Origin of the sequence: Actinoplanes sp. URMC 104, from assembly GCF_051386375.1 — a bacterium.
Taxonomy (GTDB): domain Bacteria; phylum Actinomycetota; class Actinomycetes; order Mycobacteriales; family Micromonosporaceae; genus Actinoplanes.
This window is the reverse complement of the sequence record NZ_JBPQTO010000011.1, coordinates 1984708-2009468: the sequence shown is the minus strand read 5'-3', so window position 1 is coordinate 2009468 and position 24761 is coordinate 1984708. Positions and strand designations below refer to the sequence as shown.

At 73.4% G+C, this 24761-nt stretch carries 22 protein-coding genes; 14 read left to right on the top strand and 8 right to left on the bottom strand.

Translation table 11 applies throughout. The features are described 5' to 3' along the window. Window positions 1-5 precede the first annotated feature (5 nt). On the top strand, window positions 6-1211 hold the full coding sequence (locus ACSNN8_RS35040) for an ABC transporter ATP-binding protein (RefSeq protein ID WP_436654465.1): 1206 nt from the start codon (window positions 6-8) through the stop codon (window positions 1209-1211). Window positions 1212-1430: 219 nt separating this feature from the next. Here the strand turns inward: ACSNN8_RS35040 and ACSNN8_RS35035 are convergent, their stop codons facing one another. Both ACSNN8_RS35035 and ACSNN8_RS35030 read right to left on the bottom strand, forming a co-directional pair. Next, the gene (locus ACSNN8_RS35035; RefSeq protein ID WP_436655518.1) at window positions 1431-2141 is read right to left on the bottom strand and encodes a response regulator; all 711 of its coding nucleotides are present in this window, start codon (window positions 2139-2141) and stop codon (window positions 1431-1433) included. Then, on the bottom strand, window positions 2120-3421 hold the full coding sequence (locus tag ACSNN8_RS35030; protein ID WP_436654464.1) for a sensor histidine kinase: 1302 nt from the start codon (window positions 3419-3421) through the stop codon (window positions 2120-2122). Before ACSNN8_RS35030 ends, ACSNN8_RS35035 begins: the two co-directional genes overlap by 22 nt. Before the next feature lie 109 nt (window positions 3422-3530). On the opposite strand from ACSNN8_RS35030, the gene ACSNN8_RS35025 reads away from it, so the two are divergent. Further along, complete coding sequence (locus tag ACSNN8_RS35025; protein ID WP_436654463.1) at window positions 3531-4883, top strand: alpha/beta fold hydrolase; 1353 nt, start codon at window positions 3531-3533, stop codon at window positions 4881-4883. A 61-nt stretch (window positions 4884-4944) separates the two neighbouring features. Here ACSNN8_RS35025 and ACSNN8_RS35020 read toward each other — a convergent pair whose 3' ends face one another. Further along, on the bottom strand, window positions 4945-6918 hold the full coding sequence (locus ACSNN8_RS35020; RefSeq protein ID WP_436654462.1) for a chorismate-binding protein: 1974 nt from the start codon (window positions 6916-6918) through the stop codon (window positions 4945-4947). A gap of 234 nt (window positions 6919-7152) precedes the next feature. Continuing rightward, the gene (locus ACSNN8_RS35015) at window positions 7153-7386 is read right to left on the bottom strand and encodes a hypothetical protein (protein ID WP_436654461.1); all 234 of its coding nucleotides are present in this window, start codon (window positions 7384-7386) and stop codon (window positions 7153-7155) included. Between the two features lie 201 nt (window positions 7387-7587). Here ACSNN8_RS35015 and ACSNN8_RS35010 point away from each other — a divergent pair, with 201 nt between their 5' ends. The 4 genes from ACSNN8_RS35010 to ACSNN8_RS34995 all read left to right on the top strand — a co-directional run bounded on the left by ACSNN8_RS35010 (window position 7588) and on the right by ACSNN8_RS34995 (window position 12091). After that, window positions 7588-7962, top strand: coding sequence for a response regulator transcription factor (locus tag ACSNN8_RS35010; RefSeq protein ID WP_436654460.1), 375 nt, complete (start codon window positions 7588-7590; stop codon window positions 7960-7962). A 30-nt stretch (window positions 7963-7992) separates the two neighbouring features. Further along, entirely contained in the window at window positions 7993-9486 is a 1494-nt protein-coding gene (locus tag ACSNN8_RS35005; RefSeq protein WP_436654459.1) for an ATP-binding protein, read from the top strand. 98 nt (window positions 9487-9584) lie between these two features. Beyond that, entirely contained in the window at window positions 9585-10634 is a 1050-nt protein-coding gene (locus ACSNN8_RS35000; protein ID WP_436654458.1) for a HEAT repeat domain-containing protein, read from the top strand. Next, complete coding sequence (locus ACSNN8_RS34995) at window positions 10631-12091, top strand: glycosyltransferase family 2 protein (RefSeq protein WP_436654457.1); 1461 nt, start codon at window positions 10631-10633, stop codon at window positions 12089-12091. The genes ACSNN8_RS35000 and ACSNN8_RS34995 overlap by 4 nt, the downstream gene beginning before the upstream one ends. On the opposite strand, the gene ACSNN8_RS34990 is transcribed toward ACSNN8_RS34995, so the two are convergent. Together ACSNN8_RS34990 and ACSNN8_RS34985 are read right to left on the bottom strand one after the other, a co-directional pair. After that, a complete protein-coding gene (locus tag ACSNN8_RS34990; RefSeq protein ID WP_436654456.1) occupies window positions 12088-13167 on the bottom strand; it encodes a zinc-dependent alcohol dehydrogenase in 1080 nt (359 codons plus the stop codon). The genes ACSNN8_RS34995 and ACSNN8_RS34990 overlap by 4 nt on opposite strands. Further along, window positions 13160-14128 carry a Gfo/Idh/MocA family protein gene (locus ACSNN8_RS34985; protein ID WP_436654455.1) on the bottom strand — a complete coding sequence of 323 codons (969 nt, stop codon included), beginning with the start codon at window positions 14126-14128 and terminating at the stop codon, window positions 13160-13162. Before ACSNN8_RS34985 ends, ACSNN8_RS34990 begins: the two co-directional genes overlap by 8 nt. Before the next feature lie 182 nt (window positions 14129-14310). On the opposite strand from ACSNN8_RS34985, the gene ACSNN8_RS34980 reads away from it, so the two are divergent. The 7 genes from ACSNN8_RS34980 to ACSNN8_RS34950 all read left to right on the top strand — a co-directional run bounded on the left by ACSNN8_RS34980 (window position 14311) and on the right by ACSNN8_RS34950 (window position 20668). Then, window positions 14311-15321 (top strand): glucosyl-3-phosphoglycerate synthase, encoded by a 1011-nt coding sequence (locus ACSNN8_RS34980; protein ID WP_436654454.1) that lies wholly within the window; start codon window positions 14311-14313, stop codon window positions 15319-15321. Further along, the gene (locus tag ACSNN8_RS34975; RefSeq protein ID WP_436654453.1) at window positions 15318-16451 is read left to right on the top strand and encodes a glycosyltransferase; all 1134 of its coding nucleotides are present in this window, start codon (window positions 15318-15320) and stop codon (window positions 16449-16451) included. The genes ACSNN8_RS34980 and ACSNN8_RS34975 overlap by 4 nt, the downstream gene beginning before the upstream one ends. A gap of 156 nt (window positions 16452-16607) precedes the next feature. Then, window positions 16608-17531, top strand: a complete 924-nt coding sequence (locus ACSNN8_RS34970; RefSeq protein WP_436654452.1) for a serine hydrolase — start codon at window positions 16608-16610, stop codon at window positions 17529-17531. A 119-nt stretch (window positions 17532-17650) separates the two neighbouring features. Further along, window positions 17651-18540, top strand: a protein-coding gene (locus tag ACSNN8_RS34965) for an IS5 family transposase (protein ID WP_436654451.1) whose coding sequence is annotated in 2 segments (ribosomal slippage) — window positions 17651-18017 and window positions 18017-18540 — 891 coding nt in all. Because the reading frame shifts where the segments join, the coding sequence is not laid out codon by codon here. A 58-nt stretch (window positions 18541-18598) separates the two neighbouring features. Next, window positions 18599-19870 (top strand): hypothetical protein, encoded by a 1272-nt coding sequence (locus ACSNN8_RS34960; protein ID WP_436654450.1) that lies wholly within the window; start codon window positions 18599-18601, stop codon window positions 19868-19870. Window positions 19871-19882: 12 nt separating this feature from the next. Next, complete coding sequence (locus ACSNN8_RS34955) at window positions 19883-20227, top strand: VOC family protein (RefSeq protein ID WP_436654449.1); 345 nt, start codon at window positions 19883-19885, stop codon at window positions 20225-20227. A gap of 69 nt (window positions 20228-20296) precedes the next feature. Next, window positions 20297-20668: a VOC family protein gene (locus tag ACSNN8_RS34950; protein WP_436654448.1), complete on the top strand. Its 372-nt coding sequence runs from the start codon at window positions 20297-20299 to the stop codon at window positions 20666-20668. Between the two features lie 5 nt (window positions 20669-20673). Here ACSNN8_RS34950 and ACSNN8_RS34945 read toward each other — a convergent pair whose 3' ends face one another. Continuing rightward, a complete protein-coding gene (locus ACSNN8_RS34945; RefSeq protein ID WP_436654447.1) occupies window positions 20674-21297 on the bottom strand; it encodes a LysE family translocator in 624 nt (207 codons plus the stop codon). Window positions 21298-21571: 274 nt separating this feature from the next. Here ACSNN8_RS34945 and ACSNN8_RS34940 point away from each other — a divergent pair, with 274 nt between their 5' ends. After that, window positions 21572-23818 carry a putative bifunctional diguanylate cyclase/phosphodiesterase gene (locus ACSNN8_RS34940; RefSeq protein ID WP_436654446.1) on the top strand — a complete coding sequence of 749 codons (2247 nt, stop codon included), beginning with the start codon at window positions 21572-21574 and terminating at the stop codon, window positions 23816-23818. Here the strand turns inward: ACSNN8_RS34940 and ACSNN8_RS34935 are convergent. Continuing rightward, a complete protein-coding gene (locus ACSNN8_RS34935) occupies window positions 23775-24671 on the bottom strand; it encodes a helix-turn-helix transcriptional regulator (protein WP_436654445.1) in 897 nt (298 codons plus the stop codon). The genes ACSNN8_RS34940 and ACSNN8_RS34935 overlap by 44 nt on opposite strands. Window positions 24672-24761 lie beyond the last annotated feature (90 nt).

Here is a 24761-nt window from a genome sequence, read left to right as displayed (position 1 = left end):
TAGCGATGGCTGACATTGTTCTCGACAAGGTGACCAAGAAGTACCCGGACGGCACCACGGCGGTGCACGAGGTCGATCTGGAGATTGCCGACGGGGAGTTCATCATCCTGGTAGGGCCCTCGGGCTGCGGCAAGTCGACGACGCTGAACATGATCGCGGGGCTGGAGGACATCTCCTCCGGCGAGCTGCGCATCGGCGGGCAGCGGGTCAACGAGAAGCAGCCCAAGGACCGCGACATCGCGATGGTGTTCCAGTCGTACGCGCTCTACCCGAACATGACCGTGGGCGAGAACATGGCGTTCCCCCTCAAGCTGGCCAAGATGCCCAAGGCCGAGATCGACGCCAAGGTGCAGGAGGCGGCCCGGGTCCTCGAGCTGACCGAGCATCTGGACCGCAAGCCGGCCAACCTGTCCGGCGGGCAGCGGCAGCGGGTGGCGATGGGGCGGGCGATCGTGCGCAGCCCCAAGGCGTTCCTCATGGACGAGCCGCTGTCCAACCTGGACGCCAAGCTGCGGGTGCAGATGCGCACGCAGGTGTCGCGGCTGCAGAAGCAGCTGAACACCACGACCGTGTACGTGACCCACGACCAGACCGAGGCGATGACGCTGGGCGACCGGGTCGTGGTCATGCGGGGCGGCTACATCCAGCAGGTGGGCGACCCGCAGACGCTGTACGACAACCCGGTGAACCTGTTCGTGGCCGGCTTCATCGGCTCGCCGTCGATGAACTTCCTGCCCGCCACGGTCGAAGAGTCGCTGCTGCGCACACCGCTGGGCGACCTGCCGCTGGGCGACCGGATGCGGCGCTCGCTGAGCGGTGCGGACGCACCCAGGCAGCTGATCGTCGGCATCCGGCCCGAGCACTTCGAGGACGCGCGGCTCATCGAGGAGCACCAGCGCTCGAAGGGCTTCGAGTTCACGATGCCGGTCGACCTGGTGGAGTCGATGGGCTCGGACAAGTACGTGTACTTCACCGTGGAGGGCGAGCACGCCGCCGCGGCCGACCTGGAGGACCTGGCCGCCGACGCCGGCGGTGCGGACCTGCCACCCCAGGACAGCCTGGTGACCCGCCTCTCCGCCGAGTCCCGGGTCCGCGACGGCGCCGACGCCCGCGTCTGGATGAACCTCGACAAGATCCACCTCTTCGACCCCCGCGACGGCCGCAACATCACCCTCCACGAGGGCCAGGCCGCGGGGGTCTCCGCGGCCTGAACCCCGCGGGTGCCCGGCCTCCACCTGGCGGGCACCCGCACCCGGCCGCCCGCCTTGCCCCCGTCCGCCTTGCCCCTGCCCGTCCGCCCGCCTGGCTCCCGCCCGGCCGCCCGCCTGGCTCCCGCCCGGCCGCCCGCCTGGCCCCCGCCGGCCCCTCGCCTGGCCCCGGCCGCCCGTTTCGCCCGGCTTGGGTTGCCGCCCGCAGTCCGGGCGTGGGCGTCAGACCAGGCCGGCCTCGTTGATCAGCACGGCGGCCTGCGCGCGGTTGTTCATGCAGAGCTTGGCCAGCACGCGCGACACGTGGCCCTTCACGGTCGAGACGCCCATGCCCAGCTCGGCGCCGATCTGCGCGTTGGACCAGCCGCGCCCGAGGCCGATCGCCACCTCCCTCTCCCGATCGGTCAGCTTGTCGAGCTGCCTCTTCGCCTCCGCCCGCTGCGATCCCGGCGCCGTGGCGGCGATGAAGTCGACCACCGGCCGCAGCACTTCCGGCGACAGCACGCACTCGCCCTCGGCCGCCCGCGCGACCGCCGCCATCAGCTCCTTGGGCGGCATGTCCTTCAACAGGTAGCCGCTGGCGCCGTTGCGCAGCGCCCCGAGCACGAGCTCGTCCATGTCGAACGTCGTCAGCGCCACCACCTGCGGCGCCCCGGGCAGGCTGCGGACGCGCCGGGTCGCCTCCACCCCGTCGACCCGCGGCATCCGCATGTCCATCAGCATCACGTCGGGCCAGTGCGCCCGCGCCGCGACGACCGCCTCCGCCCCGTCCGCCGCCTCGCCGACGACCTCGAAGCCGTTCGAGCCCCCGAACAGCAACCGCAACCCGGTCCGCACCATCGGATCGTCGTCGACGATCACCAGCCGGATGGGCCGCGCGCCCCTCGGCTCCGGCCGCCCGCCCTCGGCGCTCATTCCTGCCACGGTAACCAGGCCTCCACCCGGAACCGGTCGCCCTGGGCGCCGTACTCCACCCGCCCGCCGGCGAGCGCCACCCGCTCGCCGACGCCGATGAGCCCGGTGCCCGAGCCCGGCACCCTCTGCTGTTCCGGCGGCTCGCGATGCCCGTGCTCGAACGAGTTGGTGACCAGGATCCGCAGGTCCCGCCCGCCACCACCCTCGAGCAGCACCTCGACCTCGCCGCCCGGCGCGTGCTTGCGCGCGTTGGTCAGCGCCTCCTGCACCACGCGGTAGGCCGTGCGCTCCAGCTCCTGCGACGGCGTGGCGCGGGGCACCACCCAGACGAAGTCGATCTTCATGCCGGAGGTGCGGGCCTCCGTCAGCAGGTCGGGAAGGTCGGAGAAGCGTGGCTGCGGAGGCTCCGGCCGGGGGTCGTCGAGCCCGGCGAGGGCCGCGAAGCGCTCGATCCGGGAGACGATGCCCTCCTCCGGGATCGCCTCCCCGGCGGGCGGCTCGCCGGCGGGCGGCCTCCTGCCGTCGCCGGTCTGCCGCAGGACGCCGATGACCGCGCGCAGCTCCTCGAGAGCCTCGTGCGAGCTGATGCGGATCGCGCGGGCGGCCGTCGCGATCTCGTCGGGGCGGGCGTCGGTGCGCACCTCGAGCGCCCCCGCGTGCAGGCTCACCATCGACATGCGGTGGGCGAGCACGTCGTGCATCTCGCGCGCTATGCGAGCCCGTTCGGTGAGCCGGGCCTGGTCCATCCGCAGCTGTTGCTGGGCCTGCGCGTTCGCGGCCTCCATCCGCAGCGAGGACGTCAGGTGCCGGTAGGCCCGCAGGAACATGCCCCAGCCGACGGCGCCGAGCCCGGTCATCGACCGCATGAGCAGGTCGACCCAGAGGTCGAACGGCGGATCGTGCTGCAACGCGTAATAGAGGACGCCCGTGCCCACGTGCGCCGCGGTAAGAGCCAGCGCGAGGGGCGCCCGGCGGCGGATCGCGACGGTGAACAGCGCCGCGAGGATGGGGCCGGTCGCCATCACCGAGACGGCGCCGACCGGCAGCAGCGCCAGGCACAGGCCGAGCGGCCACCGCCGGCGCGCGAAGAGGGTCAGCGCGCACGGGATGCCGATCGCCACGTCGGCCTGCCAGGGGATCGCCGCGTGCGGCGCCGTCGCGTCGCCGAGCCGCACCATGATCGCGCCGTAGACCAGGGCGCACAGGACGGCGATGACGTCGGCCGTCCGGTCGCGCACGGTGGCACGCCGGCTGCCCGGCGGACCGGGAACCAGCAAGGCGAACGGAAGCGACGACATGAGCGCAGCCTACGAGCCGCCGGCTCCGTTGAGGACCTACCAAAGTACTGGGTCGACCCCCGACCGATGGCGGCTGTGCTCCCAGCGGCGAGCCGCCATCCTCACCGGCATGAGATTTCTCCCGGCGCTTCTGTGGGCACTTCCCGCCGCTGTCTGGGGCGCGGTCGCGGGGTGGTGGACGCCGCGCGGCCCGCTCACCGCCACCCAGGCGCTCTGCTCCGTTGTGGTCAGCGCGGCGATCGGGTGGGCCGCCGGCCGGGCCGGCCGGTCCCGCCTCGTGTGGCTGGTCGTGCCGTTGTCGTTCCTGGTGGCTCTCGAGCTGGCTCGCTCGGGCGTGGCCGGGCCGTCCGCCGGGCCGCCGCACGCCAGCCCGTTCGGGCTGATCGCGCTGGTGACCGGCCGTGGTGTGCAGGCGGTGCTGACCCTCCTGCCGATGCTGCTCGGCGTGGCGGTCGCCCGGGGCGTCCGGCGGCGGCTGAGCCGGGTGCTGGTCGCGGTCCCCGTCGCGGGCCTGGTGCTTTTCGTCGCGGCTTCGGCCGTTCCTCCGCGCACGGCTCCGATTCCGGGCGGCGTCGCCGAGCTGGCCCGGGTCGGCCGGCTCGGTGTCATGATCCGCGGCAACCAGGCCGGCCTGCCCGTGCTGCTCTTCGTCCCCGGCGCGCCCGGCGGCTCCGAGCTGGGCAACGTGCGCACCCGCCTGGGGGCCGTCGAGCAGCGGTTCGTCATGGCGACGCTCGACCGGCGGGGCGGCGGCTCGTCCTACCCGGCGCTCGACCCGACCTCGCGCGTGACCCTCGACCGCATGGTCGACGACATCATCGACGTCACCGACTACCTGCGCGACCGCTTCCACCAAGACAAGATCTACCTGCTCGGCCACTCCGGCGGCTCGCTGCTGTCGGTGCTGGCCCTGCAGCGACATCCGGAGAAGTTCCGCGCCTACATCGGCTCGGGCCAGGGCGTGAACCTGCCGGCGAGCGACCGCATCTTCTATGACGACATCCTGGCCTGGGCGCGGTCCACGGGGCGCGACGAGGTCGTGCGGCAGTTGACCGAGCAGGGGCCGCCGCCCTATCCGGACGTCTGGGGCTACGAGCCGATCCTGACGTACGAGGGGCAGGCCTACGGTCAGCCGGCGCTGAGCCTCGGGCTGGGCGTGCGGGAGTTCACGCTGCTGCAGAAGGTCCACGTCATGAACGCGATCCTCGACACCTGGGACGTGCTCTATCCCGAGATGCAGGGCATCGACCTACGCAGCGACGCGCGGAGCCTGCCGGTGCCGGCCTGGTTCCTGCTGGGCGGCAACGAGATGCGCGGCCTGCGGGTGCCGTTCGACGACTGGTACGCCGGTCTGCGGGCACCCACCAAGAAGCTGGTCGTCGTGCCCGGCGCCGGTCACGCTGCTCTCTTCGAGCAGCCCGAGCGCCTCGTCGAGGTGCTGGACGATGCGCTCGCCGGCTGAGTGGGGCCGGTGGCCCAAGCGGAGGCTCTCGATCCCCTTGAACCACCGGCAGTCCTCATCGCTACCCGTTCACGGCGGGGCTAATCACTCCGGTGAGGACTTCGGGAAGAAGTTTCGCGAGCACGGCCATCCCGTCCCGGCTGAGCACCGACTCGGGGTGGAACTGCACTCCGGCGAATCCGGGCCCGCGCAGCGCGTGGACGGCGTCGTCGCCGGGGTCGCGGGCGATCTGCACCCGGCCGTACGGAGTGCTCAGCTCGTCGGCCGGCGACAGCGCGGTGAAACTCGAGTAGAAGCCGACCCGCCGCTGCGCGCCGAAGAGATCGATGTCGCGCGCCAGCCCCTGATAGGGCGAGTCGCGGCGGTGCAGGCGCAGCCCCAGCCGCGCGGCGAGGATCTGGTGGCCGAGGCACACGGCCAGCAGCGGCCTGCCCGCGGCGAGCCGGCCCTCGATCAGCGCGCGGATCACCGTCATCTTGCGGTCGTGCGGATCACCGGGGTCGCCCGGACCGGGCCCCGCGATCACGAGGTCAGCGTCGGAGAAGCCGGCAGCGGAGAGGCCCGCAGCGGAGAGGCCCGCAGCGGAGAGGCCGGTGGCGGGAAGGCCGGCAGCGGGAAGGCCGGTAGCGGGAAGGCCGGCAGCGGGAAGGCCGGTAGCGGAGAGGCCCGCCCCGGCGGGCGCTGCGCGCAGATCGGGTCCGGCCGGGGGGAGCAGGGTGGTCCACGGGGTGACGGTGACGGCCAGGCCGAGGGCCTTGAGCTGGTGGGCGAGCATCGCGGTGAAGGTGTCCTCCGCGTCGACGATGACCGCGGTCCGGCCGGCGAGCCCGGGCACGACGAGCGCCCCGGGCGCCCGGGAGTCGAGCCAGAACCGGGCCAGGCCGTCGTTGCGGGCGGCCAGCGCGGCCTGCACCTCGGGCGACTCCGCCTCCGTGCGCACGGGCTGCGGCTTCGACGCGACCGCGCCGAGCGCGGCCAGCACGCCCGCGGCCTTCGTGTGCGTCTCCGCGACCTCGCCCGCCGCGGTCGAGTGCCGCACCAGCGTCGCGCCGACCGGCACGCGCAGCGCGCCCTCGGGGGAGATCTCGGCGGTGCGGATCAGGATCGGCGCGTCGAGCGTCTGGCGGCCCTGGTCGTCGTGGTCGAGCAGCGCGAGCACCCCGGCGTAGTAGCCGCGCCCGCGGCGCTCGTGCCGGGCGATGACGCGGCAGGCGTTCTCGATCGGGCTGCCGGTCACGGTGGGGGCGAACATGGTTTCGCGCAGCACGTCCCGCACGTCGAGCGAGCCACGCCCCGCGAGCAGGTACTCGGTGTGCGTCAGGTGGGTCATCTGCTTGAGATAGGGCCCGGCGACCTGGCCCCCGTGCTCGGCGACCGTCGCCATCATCTTGAGCTCCTCGTCGAGCACCATGTAGAGCTCCTCGACCTCCTTGGGGTCGCGCAGGAAGTCGAGCAGGCGGCCGGAGCCGTTGCGGAAGGTGCCGCTGATCGGGTTCATCATCGTGATGCCGTCGGCGACGCTGACGTGCCGTTCGGGCGTGGCGCCGACCAGGGTGCGGGTGCCGGTGTGCACGAGGAAGGTCCAGTACGTGCCCCGCTCCGAGGCGAGCAGGCGGCCGAACGCGGCGCGCGCGGCGGCGACGGGGTCGCCGTCGACCCGGGCGGTGAAGACGCGGTGGATCACGAAGTTCGCGCCCTCGCCGTGGCCGATCTCCTCGCGCAGCACGTCGTCGACGATCGCGCCGTAGTCGTCGTCGGAGAGGTCGAAGCTGCCGTCGCTGATGCTCAGCGGCCCGGGCGGGAAGGCGTCCAGCGGCTCGCTGCGGGACGACCGCACGATCAGGCATTCGAGCGGTGCGCCGTCGTCCACGCAGTCGAAGCCGCGCTCGGTGATCTGGCGGTACGGGATGACGGCCAGCGTGGGCCGGCCGCGGTGCAGCGGGATGTCGTCGAGCGTGGCGACGGTGACGACGTCGCCGGTGAGCACCTCGACGTGGTCGGCGCCGTCCCGGTGGAGCAGGGCGAAAGGTTGCATGGTGGTCCTTCGGGTCTCGGCGGTGCCGACCGAGGCCCGACCACGCGAAAGCGGCCGCCTCGGGGAGGCGGCCGCGTGGTTGGTTACGCGCTGGGAAGGGGGCCGCCGGTCAGGCGGGCCACCACATCAGTCGCGCGTTCAGCATGCGGCCGAGCCTACGGCCCGCCGCCCGCCCGGCGCCAGCGGCGTCCCATTTTTCCCGCGCCGGTGGTCGGTGCCGGGCTGCGGCGGCGGTCAGGCGGCGAAGGCCGAGCGGACCGCGCTGCGGGCCCAGCGCATGCGGCCGATGGCGCAGTCGGGGTGCTCGCCGAACTCCTGGGCGACCAGTTCGGCGCAGCCGGACTCGCCGAGGCGGTTCACGGTGGCGGTCACCGCCGCGCGGATCAGTTCGGGGGTGGGGCGCTGCGAACTCTGCAGGTTCGAGACGAAGAGAGCTTCGGACCTGACGTCCGCGAGGACTGCGTTCACCGGAACCTCCTGCCGGGCTGAAGCAAGTGGGATCTGCATCCAGAACACCCCAGCGCGGCTGCAGGCCTGCTGCGCACGGGTTGCGCATCGGTTGCGGTCACCCGGCCGGGCCGGAATCCCGGAGCGGCCTCACAACCCGGACTAACCGGATAAGGTCCCGATAAGTAGCGAAAGCTGCGCAACCAACCGAGGAGGATTGCCGTGACGGTGGTCTTGGTCGCCGACGACGACGCCGACATCCGGGATCTGGTGGCGTTCAAGCTGGAGCAGGCGGGCTTCGAGGTGATCGCCGTCGAGGACGGGCAGACGGCCGTGGAGCAGGCGCGGAGCCGCCAGCCGACGCTGGCCGTGCTCGACGTGTCCATGCCGGGGCTGTCGGGCATCGACGTGTGCCGGATCCTGCGGTCCGAGCCCGCCACGGCCGGGATCCTGATCATCATGCTGACCGCACGCGTGCAGGAGCAGGACGTCGAGGGCGGGTTCAGCGCCGGCGCCGACGACTACGTGACCAAGCCGTTCAGCCCGCGTGAGCTGGTCTCGCGCATCCAGGCTCTGCTGAGCCGGGCGCGGGCGTGAGACCCGCTCGACCGGGCCCGCGCCGGGACGATGCGACGTGAAGGCACCGTCGGGGGGCTGCTGAGCCGCGCCTTCGCGGTCCTGGTCGCGCTCATCGTCGGTTCCGGGCTGACCGAGCTGGCCGTCGTCCTCGTGCAGCACCGGGCGGTGCAGCAGCTCACCGGCGAGGTGCAACCGGCGCAGCTGGCCAACGCCCAGCTGCGGGCGGTGATGACCGACGCGCAGCGCGGGCTGCGCGGCTACCTGCTCACCGGCGACGAGCGGATCCTCGGCACCTATCACGTGGCGCGCAGCGACTACGCGAGCGCCGCCGACGACCTGCGCCGGCTGAGCGGCGGGCGCGACGCTTCGGCCGCCGGCCGCCAACTGGCCCGGGCGGACAGCTGGTGGGCGGTGGCCGAGATGCAGCGGCGCGAACCGCCCCGCGGCGACTCCGCGGTCCGGGACGTCGAAGAGGGCACGCCGCTGTTCGAGGCGTTCATCGCCGCCAACGACGAGCTGCGGACGACCTTCGCCGCCCACACGGACCGGCTCCGGCGCCGGGTCGCCCTGTTGCAGGCCGTCGCGATAGTCGTCGTCTCGGTTCTCACGCCGGCCGCGACCGCGGCCGCGGTGGTGATCGCCGTGCGCGCCACCCGCCGCCTCACCCGGCCCCTGCGCGCGGTCGTCGAGGTGCTCCATCGCGTACGCGAGGGGGAGCGCGACGCCCGTGCCGACGCCACGACCGGGCCCGCGGAGGTGCGGGCGGTCGCCGAGGCGGTCAACGCGGCCGCCGAGCAGAGCGAGCAGGTCCGCCGCGACGAGGAGCAGATGATCCACCGTCTGCAGACCCTCGACACGGTCAAGACCGACTTCATGTCGACGGTGTCGCACGAGCTGCGGACACCGTTGACCAGCATCTCCGGATATCTGGAGCTGATGCGCGACGGCGGGCACGGCGACCTATCCGACGCGCAGCGGCGGATGCTCGAGGTGATCAGCCGCAACACCAAGCGCCTGCGCGACCTGATCGAGGACATCCTGACGCTCTCCAAGATCGAGTCGGGCGACTACAGCAGCGACCGGACGCCGCTGGACCTGGCCAAGGTGATCGACCGGGCGCTCGTGGCGATCGGGCCGGTCGCGGCGAAGGGGTCGGTGGGGCTGCACCTCGACGTCCGCGGGCCCCTGCCCGTGCGCGGCGACGGCGCGCAGCTCGACCGCGTCATGGACAACCTGCTGACCAACGCCGTCAAGTTCACGCCGCCGGACGGCACGGTCACGGTCCACGCCGAACGCCGGGGCGACCGGGCGGTGGTGATCGTCGCGGACACCGGCATGGGGATTCCCGCCGACGAGCAGCAGGCGCTGTTCGTGCGGTTCTTCCGGGCCACCAACGCCATCAAGCAGGCCATTCCGGGTACGGGCCTGGGGCTCGCGATCGTCCGGACCATCATCGAGAACCACGGCGGGACCATCGCCGTCGACTCCACCGAGAGCGTCGGCACCACGGTGACCCTCACCTTCCCGGCGGAGCGGTCCTGACCTGCGGCGGGAGGCGGTGCAGGCGCCGAGGGGAGACGGCCGCCTGAAGGGAGCAAAACGGATATATTCCTCGTGTTGGCGGGCGGGGAGGTGAAGCGGTGGGGCTGTTCGGCATCGCCATCCTGGGGCTGCTGGGGATCGTGGTCGGCACGGCCGCGGGGATCGTGGCGGTCCGGGTCCGGCGCCGGGTGCGCAACCGCAAGCGGGCGGCGCTGGCGGCGGGGCCGCGGCGGGCGCTGCTGGCGTTCGTGGCGGAGAACGGCGAGGAGGGCAGCGAGGACCTGATCGCGATCCCCGAGGACGCCTGGCGGGCGGCCCTTCCGGCGGCGCAGGGGCTGCTGGGCAAGCTGCGCGGCGACGCGCACGCGGCGCTCGTGTCGGTGTTCCTGCACCGCGGGGCGGCGCGGCAGGCGCTGGCGGACCTGCACGCGCGCAGCGGGGTGCGGCGGGCGCGCGCGGCGCACCTGCTGGGGGATCTCGGGCTGCGCGAGGCGGTGCCGGAGCTGTGCACGCTGCTGACCGACCGCGACCCGGAGGTGCGGATCGTCGCCGTGCGGGCGCTGGGGCGCATCGGGGACCCGAAGGCGGCCTGGCGGGTGATCGCGAGCCTCGACCGGCCCGACCCGGTGCCGTCGCTGCTGGCCACGCACGCGTTCGTGCAGATGGGGCGGGAGACCGAGGTGACGCTCTCCGCGGCGCTCGACCATCCGCAGGCGCGGGTGCGCGCGGTCTGCCTCGACGCGCTCGGGCTGCTCGGGGCGACCGGAGCGGTCAGCCGGATGGCGCGGGTGCTCGCGGAGGACGAGGTTCTCGACGTACGGGTGGCGGCCGCGACCAACCTGGGACGGCTCGGCGCGCGCGGAGCGCTGCAGCCGCTGATCGACGTGCTCGACCCGCCCCACCCGGACCGGCTGCGCGCCGCGGCGGCCCGGGCGCTCGGGGATCTGGGGTCGCCCGCGGCGGTGCCGGCGCTCGGCGCGCACCTCGACGACGGCGAGTTCCAGATCGCCCACGAGGCCGCGCACAGCCTGCGCCGGCTCGGGGCGCCGGGGCTCGCCGAGCTGCGGCGCCGCGACAACGACCACTGCCGCGAGGCGCTGGCGCTGACGCCCGCCGGGGAGCCGGAGCCGGTCGGAGCCCCGCGGTGAGGGACGTCGTGCTCGGCGTGCTGCGCGGGGCGGACTACGCGGTGTTCGCGTACTTCGTGGCGTTGAACAGCAGCTACCTCATCATGATCGGGCTGGCCTCCGTCGAGTTCGCCAAGCACCTGCGCCGGGCGGCGTTCGCGGGGGCGGACGACATGTTCCGCAGCCCGCTCACGCTGCCGGTCACGGTGATCGTGCCGGCCCACAACGAGGGCGCGGGCATCGTGCCGGCCGTGCAGGCGATGACGGCGCTGCGCTATCCGCGCTACGAGATCGTGGTGGTCGACGACGGCTCGACCGACGACACGTTCGAGAAGCTGCGCGAGCACTTCGACCTCGTGGAGGTGCCGCGCGTGGTGCCGGCCGAGGTCCCGTACGCCTCGCACGTCGTCTCGGTGCACGTGCCGCGAGACCACGCGGGTGCGCTCACGGTGGTCCGCAAGACCAACGGCGGCAAGTCCGACGCGCTCAACGTCGGCATCAACCTGGCCCGCCATCCGCTGGTCTGCATGGTCGACGCCGACTCCGTGCTCGACCCGGACGCGCTGCTCTCGGTCGCCAAGCCGTTCGCCGACGACCCGCTGCGGGTGGCCGCGTGCGGCGGCGTGGTGCGGATCGCCAACGGCTGCAAGGTCGTCGCCGGCCGCGTGGTCGACGTGCGGATGCCGCGGTCGTGGCTGCTCCGGGTGCAGGTGGTGGAATACCTCAGGGCGTTCCTGATGAGCCGTACGGGCTGGTCCCGGGTCGGCGGCGTGGTGGTGATCAGCGGCGCGTTCGGCGTGTTCCGGCGCGACCTGCTCGTCGCGATCGGCGGCATGGCGCACGACACGATCGGCGAGGACGCGGAGCTCGTCGTCCGGCTGCACCACTACCTGCGCGACCGGGGCGAGGACTACCGGGTCGTGTTCGTGGCGGAGCCGGTGAGCTGGAGCGAGGCGCCGTCGAACTGGCGGGTGCTGGGCTCGCAGCGCCGCCGCTGGCACCGGGGGATCGCCGAGATCCTCGCCAAGCACCGCCACATGATCTTCAACCCGCGCTACGGCCGGATCGGGCTGGTGGCGCTGCCGTACTACCTGATCTTCGAGCTGCTCGCGCCGTTCGTCGAGCTCGCCGCGCTGGTGCTGCTGCCGCTGGGGCTGTGGGCGGACGCGGTCGACGTCGGCTTCGCGTGGCGGTTCGCCCTGGTGGCGTACGGCTTCGGTCTGCTCGTCAGCCTGGCCGCGCTGTTCATCGAGGAGGTGTCGTTCCACCGCTACCCGCGCTGGAGCGACATGCTGCGCGGGGTGCTCGCGGCGGTGCTGGAGAACGTCGGCTACCGGCAGGTGCTCGCGGTCTGGCAGGTCCGGGGCGCCCTTGCGGCATGGCACGGGCGCCCCGCGGTGTGGGGAACGATGCACCGGACCGGCTTCGACACGCACGAGCCGACGCCGGTCGAGACGGTCGGTGCGGGCAAGGACTAGAAGCTCAGCACCGCCTGCAGCTCGTGGCGCCGCCGCTCGGCCAGGTCGTCGAGCAGGGCCGGGCCCTCCTCGAACGGCACGACGGCGGTGATCAGGTGTTTGCGGATCGGCTCGCCGTACTGCCGCAGCAGGTCGATCGTCGCCGCGGACAGCCGTTCCCGGTCCCAGGTGGGGGCCAGCCCGCGCGGCACACGCCCGATCTGCGCGCACCGGATGCCGAGCCCGTTGTGGTGGAACTCGTCGCCGAGCCGGACGTCGTCGGCCCCGCCCTGGTAGAAGGCGAGGTCGATGACCGTGCCCTGCGGGCGCAGCAGCCGCAGCGCCAGGTGCAGCGCCGACGACTGACCGCGGCACTGGAAGACCACGTCGGCCCCGCGGTCGTCGGCCGTGTGCCGCCACGCCGTCTTGAGCGTGACGGCGGGGTCCTCGCCGGACGAGGGGTCGAGCGTCTCCAGCCCCAGCGCCTCGGCCACCTCGCGCCGCGCCGGGGTCGGATCGACCACCACCACGGACGCCGCGCCGTGCGCCCGGGCGAACAGCGCGGTCAGCAGCCCGACGACGCCCGCGCCGGTCACCGCCACCCGCCGGCCCGCCACGCCGTCGCCGAGCCCGCGCACGGCCGGGCCGTGCAGGTCGGCCGCGGCGTGCAGCAGGCCGTTCGCGCAGATCGGCCCCATGTGGGCGACGTAGATGCCGAGCACCGGATCGAGGTCGTCGGGCAGCGGCACCACGCGGTCGCGCAGCGGATCGCCGGTCCAGCCCGAGCGGTGCCCGTACGTCATCGCCACCACGCTGCCCTCGGCGACGGCCGGCGTACGGCTCTGCTCGACCCGGCCGACCTCCATGTAGCCCAGCCGGGTCACCGGGTACGCGCTCGCGGGCGGCCCGCCGAACAGCCCGAGCGCGGGGTCGAAGCTCGAGTGCAGCGCCGGGTTGGTGCCCTTGACGAAGCTCAGCTCGGTGCCCGCCGAGATGCCGCTGAACAGCGTGCGCACCCGGAACGGGCCCTCGGCGACGGGCTCGTCGACGATCTCCAGACGGCCGGGCGCCGCCACCACCAGGTTGCGGTCAGACACCCGGCACCGCCACGGGCCGGCCGGACACGGCGGACGCGGCCACCGCGAGCGCCAGCGCATGGGTCTTGAGGGCTTCCGCGTACGGCACCCGCACGTCCTCCTCCTCGCCGCGGACCGCACGGATGAACGCCGCGTCGACCGCGACGCGGGCCGCGTCCGGGTCGCTCTCGACCGTGTAGGTGTCGTCGCCGTCGCGAACGCTGAGCCGGTCCTCGGCGATCGACACCGCCAGCCCGTCCGCGTAGATCTCCAGGCCGGCGCGCTGCTTCCAGCCGAGCACGCAGGTCGCGGCGAGCGTGCCGATCGCGCCGTCGGCGAAGCGGAGTGTGGCGACCGTGGTGCTGTCGATGTCGGCGCCCTCGACCGCGGGCGGGACCCCGTTGCCGACGGCGCTCACCTCGGTCACCTCGCCGACCAGGTAGCGCGCCAGGTCGAGCACGTGGGCGGCCTGCTCGACGACCGGGCCGCCGGAGCGGTCGCGGCGCGGCCACCAGCCCACCGGCGGCACCTTGTCGAGCCACGCGCCGGTCACCAGGCGTACGGGCCGGTCCGTGAGAAGCGCCCGGGCCCGGTCGGCGATCGCCGAATAGCGCCAGTGATGCCCCACTGCGGTCAGCAATTTCCGATCCGAAGCCAATGCCGCTAATTCGCGCGCTTTGTCTAGATCGACGGCAATGGGCTTTTCTACGAAAAGCGGAATACCGGCCTCGATGACGGCGCGTTCCGCGGGGCCGTGCGCAAACGGAGGAACGCAGACGTACGCCGCATCGAGCCCTTCGGAAAGAAGCGCTTCGACATCGGGAACCACCTTCATCCCGTGCGTTCCGGCGAGCTCTCCGGCCGCCTCCGGCACGACGTCCGTAACCGCCACCAACTGCACATTCGGCAAACCCGCGAGCACCCGCGCGTGGCGCTGGGCCACCCCGCCCGCTCCGACCAGCCCTACTCTCGTCGCCGCCATCCGGTCTTCCCCTCGTCGCTGGGCGATACGGCGCGGAATTTCTCCGTCGCGGCGGCAGCGAAACATCGGACAAATGTTCCGGGGGTTCGGCGTCACAGGGACTTAACCCACAATCAAGATTGGTTCTCGGCCCCCCGGGGCACGTCGCGATCTCCATTGTCGTTCCGACATCGGGGGTGTCCATGCAGCAACCGCACACGATTACGCCGGCCGCCTTGCCCGTGGTGGAGGCCTGGGCCACCTATCGCACCGGAAATGCCACTCAGTACGCGGCCGACGAGCTCGCCGCGGACCGCAGCAGCAGCGTCAGCGTGGTGATCCCGGCCCGCAACGAGCAGGAGACGATCGGCGACATCGTGTCGGTCATCCGGCGCGAGCTCGTCGAGCGGGTGCCGCTGGTCGACGAGATCGTGGTCGTCGACTCCCGCTCCACCGACGCGACCGCCGTCCTGGCCCGCACCGCGGGCGCCCGGGTGGTCGCCCAGGACGACATGACCCGCGGGCTGCCGCGGATGGAGGGCAAGGGCGACGCGCTCTGGTCGGGGCTGGCCGCCAGCACCGGCGACATCGTGGCGTTCGTCGACGGCGACCTGCGCGACTTCTCGCCGGCCTTCGTCACCGGCCTGGTCGGGCCGCTGCTCACCGAGCGGTCCATCGAGTTCGTCAAGGGCTTCTACCACCGGCCGCTGGTCAGCGCCACGGGCGTCGAGGTGGACGGCGGCGGCCGGGTCACCGAGCTCGCCGCCCGGCCGCTGATCAACCTGTTCTGGCCGGAGCTGGCCGGCTTCGTCCAGCCGCTCGCCGGCGAGTACGCGGGCCGCCGCAGCACGCTGGAGCGCATCCCGTTCGTCTCCGGGTACGGCGTCGAGATCGCCATGCTCATCGACCTGCTCGACCTCGTCGGCCTCGACGCGCTCGCCCAGGTCGACCTCGGCGAGCGGCACCACCGGCACCAGGGGATCGACGCCCTCGGCCGGATGTCCGCGCAGATCATGGTGACCGCGTGGAGCCGCCTGCACCGGCACGGCCTGGCCGCCACCCCGCTGCCGCCGACCACGCTGCTCACCCAGTTCCAGCGCGGCGGCGACCAGCCGTTGCCGCACCTCAACCGCGAGGTCGTCGTCAGCGACGTGTCCGTCGACGAGCGCCCGCCGCTGGTGACGCTGCCGCGGCCCGCGGTGCGCGCGGCATGAAGATCCTGGTCAACGCCGGCCCGTGGCTGCCGGTGCCGCCGCTGGGCTACGGCGGGATCGAGAACATCGTCGCCACCCTGGTTCCCGAGCTGCGCCGCCTCGGCGTCGAGGTGGTGATGGCCACGGTCGGCGACAGCACGCTTGCCGTCGACGAGAAGATCCAGGCCTTCCCGCACGGGCAGTTCAAGCTGCTGCAGAGGCCGTACAACCAGGTGTGCGGGGTGGTGCCCGCGCACCAGCTCGCGGTGACCCGCCGCCTCGCGGAGGGCGACATCGACCTGCTGCACGACCACGTCGAGGCCGCGGGGCTGATGACCGCGGCCGCGCTTGGGCCGGGCGCGCCGCCCGCGCTCCACACCCTGCACTGGGACCTGCAGAAACACCCCGAGCTGTACGGCTCGTTCGACGGCGGCGGCCGGGTCGCGGTCAACGGCGTCTCGGCCGACCAGCTCACGCACGCCCCCGCGGCGCTGCGCGCCCACGCGGTGGGGCACGTGCACCTGGCGACGCCGCTGGCGGCCGCCGGGCTCCCACCGGCGGAGAAGCAGGGGTACGCCGTGGTGCTGGGCCGCATCACGCCCGGCAAGGCGCAGGACCTGGCCGCCCGGCTCGCGCACGAGCACGGCTTCGACCTGATCCTGGCCGGTCCGGTCGGGCCGTACCACGACGCCGGGGCGCTGGCGGCTGCCGATCCGCAGAACCCCGACGTGGCGTTCTGGCGCGAGAAGGTCGCCCCGCACGTCGACGGCGTGCGAGTCCGCTGGGTCGGCACGGTGGTGGGGGAGGCCCGCGACGCCCTGGTGGCGGGCGCCCGGGTGGGGCTGTTCCCGCTGCGCTGGAACGAGCCCGGCGGCACCGCGATCGTCGAGTCGCTGGCGCTGGGCACCCCGGTGGTCGGCACCGCGCGGGGCTGCCTGCCCGAGCTGGTCGAGCACGGCCGCACCGGCCTGCACACCACGGACGAGGACGAGCTGGGCGAGCTGGTGCACCAGGCCGTCTCGATCGACCCCGCCGAATGCCGGGCCGAGGCCGCGCGGCGGTTCACGCCCGCGGTCATGGCCGCCGCGTACCTGGACCTCTACGAGAACCTGGTCGCCGAGTCGGCGACGCTGGCGCCGGCCGCCTCGTAGTCGCGCCGTCCGCCGTCGCGCCCCCGCGGCGCGGCGGCGGTCAGCCCGCCGCCGACCCGGCCACTGCCGCCCCAGGATGGATCACGTACCGTGCCGGGCAAGCTGCCCAGAGTGCCATCGTTTGAGTCTTCGAGAGATAGACGGCACTATGCTCCGGTGCGGCGATCCCGGAACCTCATCATTGCTGTGGCGGCAGCCGTGATCCTCGGCGGCGGCGGCCTCATCGCGCTCGGCATGCAGGACGACGGCGAGGCCGGCGGCATCCTGCCGACCGCGCTCACCGGCCGGGCGGCGAGCCCGACCGGCCCGAGCGCCGACGACAAGGCGAAGGCCGCCCAGCGCGCCAAGGCCGAGCGGGCGAAACGGGCCCAGCAGCTCGACGCCGCCCTCAAGCAGGTCGCGGCGCAGACCCCCGACTTCTCCGTGGCCGTGCTCGACAAGCGGACCGGGCAGGCGTACGCGTACCAGGGCACGGCGAAGTTCGACACCGCGAGCATCGTCAAGGCACAGATCCTCGCGTGCGAGCTGCTCAAGGCGCAGGACGCCGACCGCGAGCCCACCGCCGGCGAGATGGCGCTGGCAAAGCCGATGATCCAGCTCAGCGACAACAACGCGACCACCGAGCTGTTCCAGCACCTCGGCGGCAAGAGCGCGGTCTCCCGGTGCAACAAGCGGCTCGGCCTGACCCAAACGGTCGTGAACACCGCCTGGGGCCTGACCCGGACCACCGCGACCGACCAGGTGAAGCTGCTCAACAAGCTCGTCGACGCCCGCGGCCCGCTCGACGCGGACTCGCGCCGGACCGCCTTCTCGCTGATGAACACCGTCGACGACACGCAGGACTGGGGCGTGCCGGCGATCGTCAAGGCCGGCGAGACCGCGACGGTGAAGAACGGCTGGGACACGCGTTCGGCCGACGGCGGGCTGTGGGCGGTGAATACCATCGGCCGGGTCACCTCCCCCGACGGCAAGGTCAACGTCTCGGTGGCGGTGCTGTCGCACAACAACCCGACGATGGACGACGGCATCGCGCTGGTCGAGAAGGTCGCCAAGCTGACCAGGCAGTACCTCAAGTACTAGGGCGTGTATCGAAGTCCGTGGTGCCGGGTGGGGTTCACGGCGTGGCGTGATCGATAAATAGCGAGGTCTCCGGTAGATGGCTTAGCGACCAAGCAAAACCGGAGACCACCGGGGACCTCGTGACCACCCTAGCGGTGACGGGTCGGCATGATCTGACCGACTCGGAGTGGGCAGCGCTGGAGCCGTTGCTGCCCGCTGGGCGTCGGCCGGGTCGTCCGCCTACCTGGACGAAGCGGCAGCTCATCGACGGGATCCGGTGGCGGATCAGGGTGGGGGCGCCTTGGCGTGACGTTCCTGGCGAGTATGGGTCGTGGGCGGCGGCGTATGCGCTGTTTCGGCGCTGGCAGCGCGACGGGACCTGGACCCGGATCCTGACCACGCTGCAGGCCATCGCCGACGCGGCCGGCCGGATCGTGTGGGACGTATCGGTCGACTCGACGACAGCGCGAGCGCACCAGCATGCCGCCGGTGCGCGTAAAAGGGGGATCTGCAGGCTGAACCGCCGGGCGGTGTCACGCTCGAGCCGGTCGATCATGCACTGGGTCGATCCCGGGGCGGGTTGACCACCAAACTGCACTTGTGCTGCGAGCAAGGCCAGAAACCGCTGTCGATCGTGCTGACCGCCGGGCACCGCGGCGACAGCCCGCAGTTCATCGCCGTGCTGGCAGGGATCCGGGTGCCCCGGACTGTCGGCCGGCCGCGAGTGCGGCCGGACCGTGTCTTGGCCGACAAGGCGTACACCTCACGCGGCAACCGCCGTTATCTGCGCCGTCGTGGGATCAGGGCGACCATCCCGAGCAAGGCCGACCAGGACGCCAACCGGCGCAAGCTCGGGTCGAAGGGCGGCCGCCCACCGGCCTTCGACCCGGAGATCTACAAGCAGCGCCACGCCGTCGAGTGCGGCATCAACCGGCTCAAACGCAACCGCGCTGTCGCCACCCGATACGAGAAACTCGCCGTCCGCTACGAAGCCACCGTCACCATCGCTGCGATCAACGAGTGGCTATGACTTCGATACACGCCCTAGGGGCCTGGCGCGGTTCGCCGCGGGCGGGCAGCATGGCGGGGTGATCTTCGCCGATGCCCGCCGACAGGCCCAGCGACTCGCCGAGGCGGGGGACGCCGAGGCGGCCCGCGCGCTGCTCGACGACGTCGTGTCGCAGGGCCGGCCGCGCCTCGCCGACGGCGATCCCGAGCTGCTCGAGACGATGCGGCAGCTCGCGGGCCTGCACCGGGCGGCCGGAAATCCGATCGCGGCGCGCCGGCTGCTGGAGGAGGCGGAGGCCGCCGGGCAGCGGCCGGGCGACCCGGATCCGCTGGCGGTGATGCTGGCGTACGACCTGGCCGTGGTCGCCGAGGAGCTCGCCAACCGGCACGTGGCGCGGTCCGCCTTCGCCCGGGTGGCCGAGTCGGGGCCGGCGGCGCTCGGTGAGCAGCACTGGGCCGTCGCCCACGCGCGGGCGTACCTGGGCGGAGGCCCGCCGCCCGCCCCGGCGCCGGAGCCGGGCGCGACCGTCGCGCCGCCCGCTCCGACAGCGGAGCCGGCGGCGGCCGTCCCACCTCTCGCTGCGCCGGAGCCGGCCGGCGTCCCGCCTCTCGCCGCGCCGCAGCCGACCGGGGGCGTTCAGCGTTTCGCTGCGTCGCGGCCGTCGCGGGCGCGCCGGGCCTGGCTTCCCGCGGCGATCGGTGGGGTCGCCGTCGGGGCCGTGGTCGCGGCGGTGGTCGCCGTGCTGGTGCTGCGGCCCGCGGACGACACCCGGCCCGCCGCCTCGGTGCAGCTCGGCCCGTCCTCGGCGCCCGTCGCCGTCGCGCCGTCCGCCGTCCCACGGACCTCGGCCGCGCCGAGCGCGACCGTTCCGGCGACTGCCACCTCGGCCGCCGCAAAGCCGCCGGCCACCCGTCCGCGGACCACTCCGCCGGCGCCCCGGAAGACCACCCCGCCGCCGGCCGCACGCACCCGCATCGTCGCGCCGGCCGACAACAGCCGCGTGCCGTATCCGTTCGACGCCCGCTTCACCGTCGCGCCGGCGGACGTCACGGCGAAGGACACGGTCGTCGCGCTGCTGATCTGCGTGGCCGGCCGCTGCTACCTCGACGGCAAGCTCGACATCATCGAGGGCGTCGCCGCCCCGTACACGGTCTATCTCGGCTCCACCCGCCCGGAGGGCACCGGCGTGGCCTGGAAGCTGCGGCTCGACCGGCTGCCCGCAAGCGAGTACGCGAAGCTGATCGCCGCCCGCGACGCGGCCATAGCCGATGGCAGCTGGGGCGACAAGGGCACCCCGATGAGCGCCCTCAACCCCGCCCCCGTCAGCATCGTCACCGTCGTCAAGAGTTGAAAGGAGTACGTCGTGGAGGTCACCGGACTGGGATGGCTGGGCACCCGCACGCGGGACGCGGAGGCGCTGGCCCGTTTCTACTCCGACGTGCTGGGCCTGCGGCAGACGCACCACGAGCCCGGGTTCTGGGTGTTCACGCTGCCCGACGGGCGCAACGTCGAGGTCTTCGGCGAGGACTACCCGGGCAAGGACCACTTCGCCACCGGCCCGGTCGCCGGTTTCGCCGTACCCGACCTGCCCGCCGCGGTGGCCGAGCTGCGTGCCGCCGGCGTCGAGCTGCTCGGCGAGCCCGGGCCGACGTGGCAGCACTTCCGCGGCCCGGACGGCAACGTCTACGAGCTCGTGGCGGCCGAGTAGCCGGCCCGGAACCTGTCGTACCCCCGGCCTAGGGTGGGCGTCCTCGAACAACCGAAGGGGGAAGGCGTCATGGCACAACCGGTGGTGCACTTCGAGATCATCGGCACCGACCCGGCCCGACTGCGCGGGTACTACGGCGAGCTGTTCGGGTGGAGCTTCGACACCAGCGGTCCCGTCGCGGCGTCGGTCTCCGACCAGGGGGCGTACGGCTTCACCGACGCCGGCGGCACCATCCCGGGCGGGGTGGGCGGCGGCCCGCAGCATCGGCCGCACACCGTGTTCTACGTCGGCGTGCCCGACGTCGAGGCCGCGCTGCGCCGAGCCGAGGAGCTGGGCGGCAGACGCACGATGGGCCCCGACCGCGCGCCCGGCCGCGACCTGGTCGTCGCCCACTTCACCGACCCCGAGGGCAACCTGATCGGCCTCGCCGGCCCGGCCTGAGCGGTTCAGGGCCGTTCGAGGGCGAGGCGTGCGCCGAAGCCGATCATGGCTGTCCCGGTGATGGCGTCGAGGGCTCGCCGTACGCGGCGGCGGCTGAGCACCCGGCGGGCACGGTGCAACAGCGCGACCAGCAGCAGGAGGTAAAGCAGCGACATCACGGCGTGGCTGACACCGAGCAGGGCGAGGGCCGCCACGCCGCTGCCCGGATCGAGGAACTGCGGCAGCACCGCGACGTAGAACACGAGCACCTTCGGGTTCGTGATGTTCGACAGGAACCCCTGACGCCAGCCACGCCGGGCGGTCCGTCCGGCGGCGGGCGGCTGCGCGAGGTCGTGCCGGCCGTGCCGGGCCGACCACAGCAGCCTGACGCCCAGGTAGGTGAGGTAGGCCGCGCCCGCCCACTTCACCGTCTGGAAGATCGGCTGGGCGCCGACGACGAGCGCGCCGAGCCCGGCGACGGCTGCGGTTCCCTGGACGGCGTTCGACGTCGCCACTCCGGCGGCGCACCACAGGCCGCGGGCTCGCCCGCCGGACAGCGTGTTGCCCATGACGACGGCGAAGTCCGGGCCGGGCACCAGCACGACGACGAGGGCGAACACCAGGTAAGCCGCATACGCCGTCCGGTCCATGCCCCGACGGTAGGCCCACCTGCCGGGCTGGTCCGGCGGAAATCGGACATCGCGTTCGCCGGCGGTCGTCCCGGTTCCCCCCGCCACGGTGTGCGGGGCGGCATCGGGGTCGATCGGCAGTGGCCGTCCGGATGAATCACAACGGCCCGATCGTCGCGATAACCTGTGGCGCCGCCGGCACCGGGAAGTTCTCAGGCGGCGGCGGTGACGAGCCGATGGGATCGCTGTGGAGAGGACTCGGGTGGCAGGGCCGGCGGCGATACCGCCGTTCCGGGTGACGCGCGCCCTCGCCCTGTCCGTGGGCGTCCTCGTGGTCGCGGCGCTGTGGTTCGGCGTCGGGCTGATGCGGCACACGCCGTCCGTGCTCGGCTGGCTCGGCGTGCTCGTCGCGGTCTCGCTCGCGGCGGCCGTCTCGTGGCAGGCCTCGCGGGAGGGCCGCTCGTACTGGCGCTACGCGTCGGTCGGCATCCTGGTGATCGGCCTGGGCGCCGCGTCCAACGCCAACGACTACTACAACGGCCTGCAGGGTCAGCACATCAGCGGCCTCACCTCGGCGGTCTACGTCACCGGCGTGGGCCTGTTCATGGTGGGGCTGCTGCGCATCCCGGGCGCCCGGCGCACCCGCATCGAGTGGACCCGCTTCGGGCTCGACATCGCCACCGTGCTGGTCACCGTCGTGACGTTCACCTGGCACCTGGCCTATCCGCGCTGGGAGAGCTGGTTCGGCGGCAACCTGGCCGACTCGGGTTCCGTGCTGGTCGTGGTGTTCGCGGGCTTCATCTGCGTGTTCGCCTTCGTCAAGGTGGCCTTCACCGGCACCGGGCCGATCGACCGCCGCGCGCTGCACCTGCTCGCGCTGACCGCCGCGGTCGGCGCGGGCGGCGGGTCGCTGGCGCCGCTGCTCGCCGACAAGCCGTACCTGAACACCGCCCACGTCCTGCTGCCCGCCACCTGCCTGTGCCTGTCGCTGGCCGCCGACCGGCAGATCCGCGCCACCCGCCACGGCCGGCCGGTGCCGCGCCCTGTGCCGCGGATGCTGAGCTTCATGCCGTACGCCGCGGTGCTGGCCACCGGCGGGCTGCTGCTGTGGAGCGCCGCCGCCGGCACCGCCGACCTGCTCGCGATCGCCGCCGGCTCGGTGACCGTCACGCTGCTGGTGGCCGCCCGCCAGCTCGTCGCGCTGCGCGACAACAAGCGGCTGCTCGGCGACCTCGACGCCCGCCAGCAGGAGCTTGCCCACCAGGCCGGGCACGACGCGCTCACCGGGCTCGCGAACCGCACCGTGCTCGCCCGCGAGATCACCGACGCGCTCGCCGTCGACCCGTCCGGCGTCAGCGTCGCGCTGATCGACCTCGACGACTTCAAGGCCATCAACGACGACCTCGGCCACGCGGTGGGCGACGCGCTGCTGACAGCGGTCGCCGGCACGATCGCCGCCCAGCTGCCGCCCGGCTGCCTGGTGGCCCGGCAGGGCGGCGACGAGTACGCGCTGCTGCTGCGCGGCGACGCCGCCACGACGCTCGCCGCGATCGCCGCCCAGCTGCGCCGCCCGGTGCACGCGGCCGGGCACGAGCTGGTCGTCGAGGCGAGCATCGGCCTGGCCCCGGCCCGCGCCGGTGACACCGCGGACGAGCTGCTGCGCCGCGCCGACGTGGCGATGTACGAGGCGAAGGGGCAGGGCAAGGGCCGTCAGGTCACGTACCGCGCCGAGATGGACCAGCGCACCGCCGAGCAGTCGCGGCTGGCCGCCGACCTGCGCACCGCGCTCGACACCGAGCAGCTGCACCTGCTCTACCAGCCGATCGTCACGATGCCGGACGGCGAGCTGCACGGCGTCGAGACGCTGGTCCGCTGGAACCACCCGGAGCGCGGCCCGATCGGCCCGGACGTGTTCATCCCCGCCGCCGAGCGCACCGGCCTGATCGTGCCGCTGGGCGCGTGGATCCTCGAGGAGGCGTGCCGCCAGGCGGTGCGCTGGCGCGAGGAGATGGGCGACGACGCCCCGCGGACGGTCACCGTCAACGTGTCCGCCCGCCAGCTGCGCGAGGCCGGCTTCGCCGACGAGGTCGGGGCCGTGCTGCGGCGCACCGGCCTGCCGCCGGAGGTGCTGACCGTGGAGGTCACCGAGACCGCGGTGTTCGACGGCGGCAACGCCCTCACCGAGCTGCACGCGATTGCGGACCTGGGCGTCTCGATCGCGCTCGACGACTTCGGCACCGGCCACTCGTCGCTCGGCCTGCTGCGCAGCTGCCCGGCCGACGTGCTCAAGGTCGACAAGTCGTTCGTCGACGACGTGACCGAGGGCGGCCAGCAGGCCGTGGTCGTGGCCGCGCTGATCGGGATCTGCGAGGGCATGGGCCTGCGCGCGGTGGCCGAGGGCGTCGAGACCGCCGAGCAGGCCGCCGAGCTGCAGCGCCTCGGCTACCGCTACGCGCAGGGCTTCCACTACGGACGCCCGATGCCCGCTCCGGCGATCGTCAGCTTCCGGCCGGTCGCCGTACGCGAGGAACTGGCTGCCTGACCCGGCCGGCGTGCAGCGAGGCCAGCAGCTGGAGGCGGTCGGCGTCCGCGCTGCCGGGCGTGACGGTGAAGACCAGCAGCACCGGCCCCGGGTTGCCGGGCAGCGGATAGGTGTCCCAGTCCAGCACGATGTCGCCGACCTCGGGCACCACGAAGGTCTTGGTGCCGCTGACCGATTCCCGTACGTCGTGCCGCGCCCACAGCCGCCGGAAGTCGGCGCTGCGGATGCTCAGCTCGCCGACGACCGCGGTGGCGCGCGGATGGGTGGGGTCCGCGGCGACCGCGGCCCGCATCATCCCGATGTACTCCAGGGCCTGCTGCTCCCAGTGCGGGCACCGCTGCCGCAGGGCGGGCACCTCGTCGAACATCAGCAGCAGCATGTTGAGCCGGTCCGGCGGGTAGCCGCCCGGGTCGCCGAGCAGCGCCTCCGCGAGCGGGTTCCAGGCGAGCAGGTCCAGATGCCGTCCCAGCACCAGCGCCGGGGTGTCGATCAGTGACAGCAGGCGCGCGGTGCGGTCGGGCACCCGTTCCGGGTGGCGACGAGGCTCGGCGGGCGCCGGCCGGCGAGCCGCGCGGGCGAGCGAGAACAGGTGCCGGCGTTCCTCGTCGTCCAGGTCGAGCGCCCCGGCGAGCGCCTCCAGGACGTCGTCCGACGGGCGCACCTCCCGGCCCTGCTCCATCCGCTGGTAGTAGTCGGTGCTCAGCCCGGCCAGCAGGGCGAGCTCCTCGCGCCGCAGCCCCGCCACCTTGCGCCGGCCGCCCGGCTCGAGGCCCACGTCCTGCGGGCGCAGCCGGCCGCGCCGCGCGCGCAGGAAGTCGCCGAACTCACGGGCGTACGGGTTGGAGCCGGTCATGCCGCCAGTCTGCCGCCCCGGCCGGGCGCGACGGTAGGTCCCGTGGTCCTAGGCAACCCGGTACGACCGGCGCCTCCCGCCGCGCTCCTA

Bases quoted from the DNA above. Each gene is read 5' to 3' on its own strand.
- ACSNN8_RS35040 (WP_436654465.1), top strand. From the start codon at position 6: ATGGCTGACATTGTTCTCGACAAGGTGACCAAGAAGTACCCGGACGGC.
- ACSNN8_RS35030 (WP_436654464.1), bottom strand. From the start codon at position 3,421: ATGTCGTCGCTTCCGTTCGCCTTGCTGGTTCCCGGTCCGCCGGGCAGC.
- ACSNN8_RS35025 (WP_436654463.1), top strand. From the start codon at position 3,531: ATGAGATTTCTCCCGGCGCTTCTGTGGGCACTTCCCGCCGCTGTCTGG.
- ACSNN8_RS35020 (WP_436654462.1), bottom strand. From the start codon at position 6,918: ATGCAACCTTTCGCCCTGCTCCACCGGGACGGCGCCGACCACGTCGAG.
- ACSNN8_RS35005 (WP_436654459.1), top strand. From the start codon at position 7,993: ATGCGACGTGAAGGCACCGTCGGGGGGCTGCTGAGCCGCGCCTTCGCG.
- ACSNN8_RS34985 (WP_436654455.1), bottom strand. From the start codon at position 14,128: ATGGCGGCGACGAGAGTAGGGCTGGTCGGAGCGGGCGGGGTGGCCCAG.
- ACSNN8_RS34980 (WP_436654454.1), top strand. From the start codon at position 14,311: ATGCAGCAACCGCACACGATTACGCCGGCCGCCTTGCCCGTGGTGGAG.
- ACSNN8_RS34975 (WP_436654453.1), top strand. From the start codon at position 15,318: ATGAAGATCCTGGTCAACGCCGGCCCGTGGCTGCCGGTGCCGCCGCTG.
- ACSNN8_RS34950 (WP_436654448.1), top strand. From the start codon at position 20,297: ATGGCACAACCGGTGGTGCACTTCGAGATCATCGGCACCGACCCGGCC.
- ACSNN8_RS34945 (WP_436654447.1), bottom strand. From the start codon at position 21,297: ATGGACCGGACGGCGTATGCGGCTTACCTGGTGTTCGCCCTCGTCGTC.
- ACSNN8_RS34935 (WP_436654445.1), bottom strand. From the start codon at position 24,671: ATGACCGGCTCCAACCCGTACGCCCGTGAGTTCGGCGACTTCCTGCGC.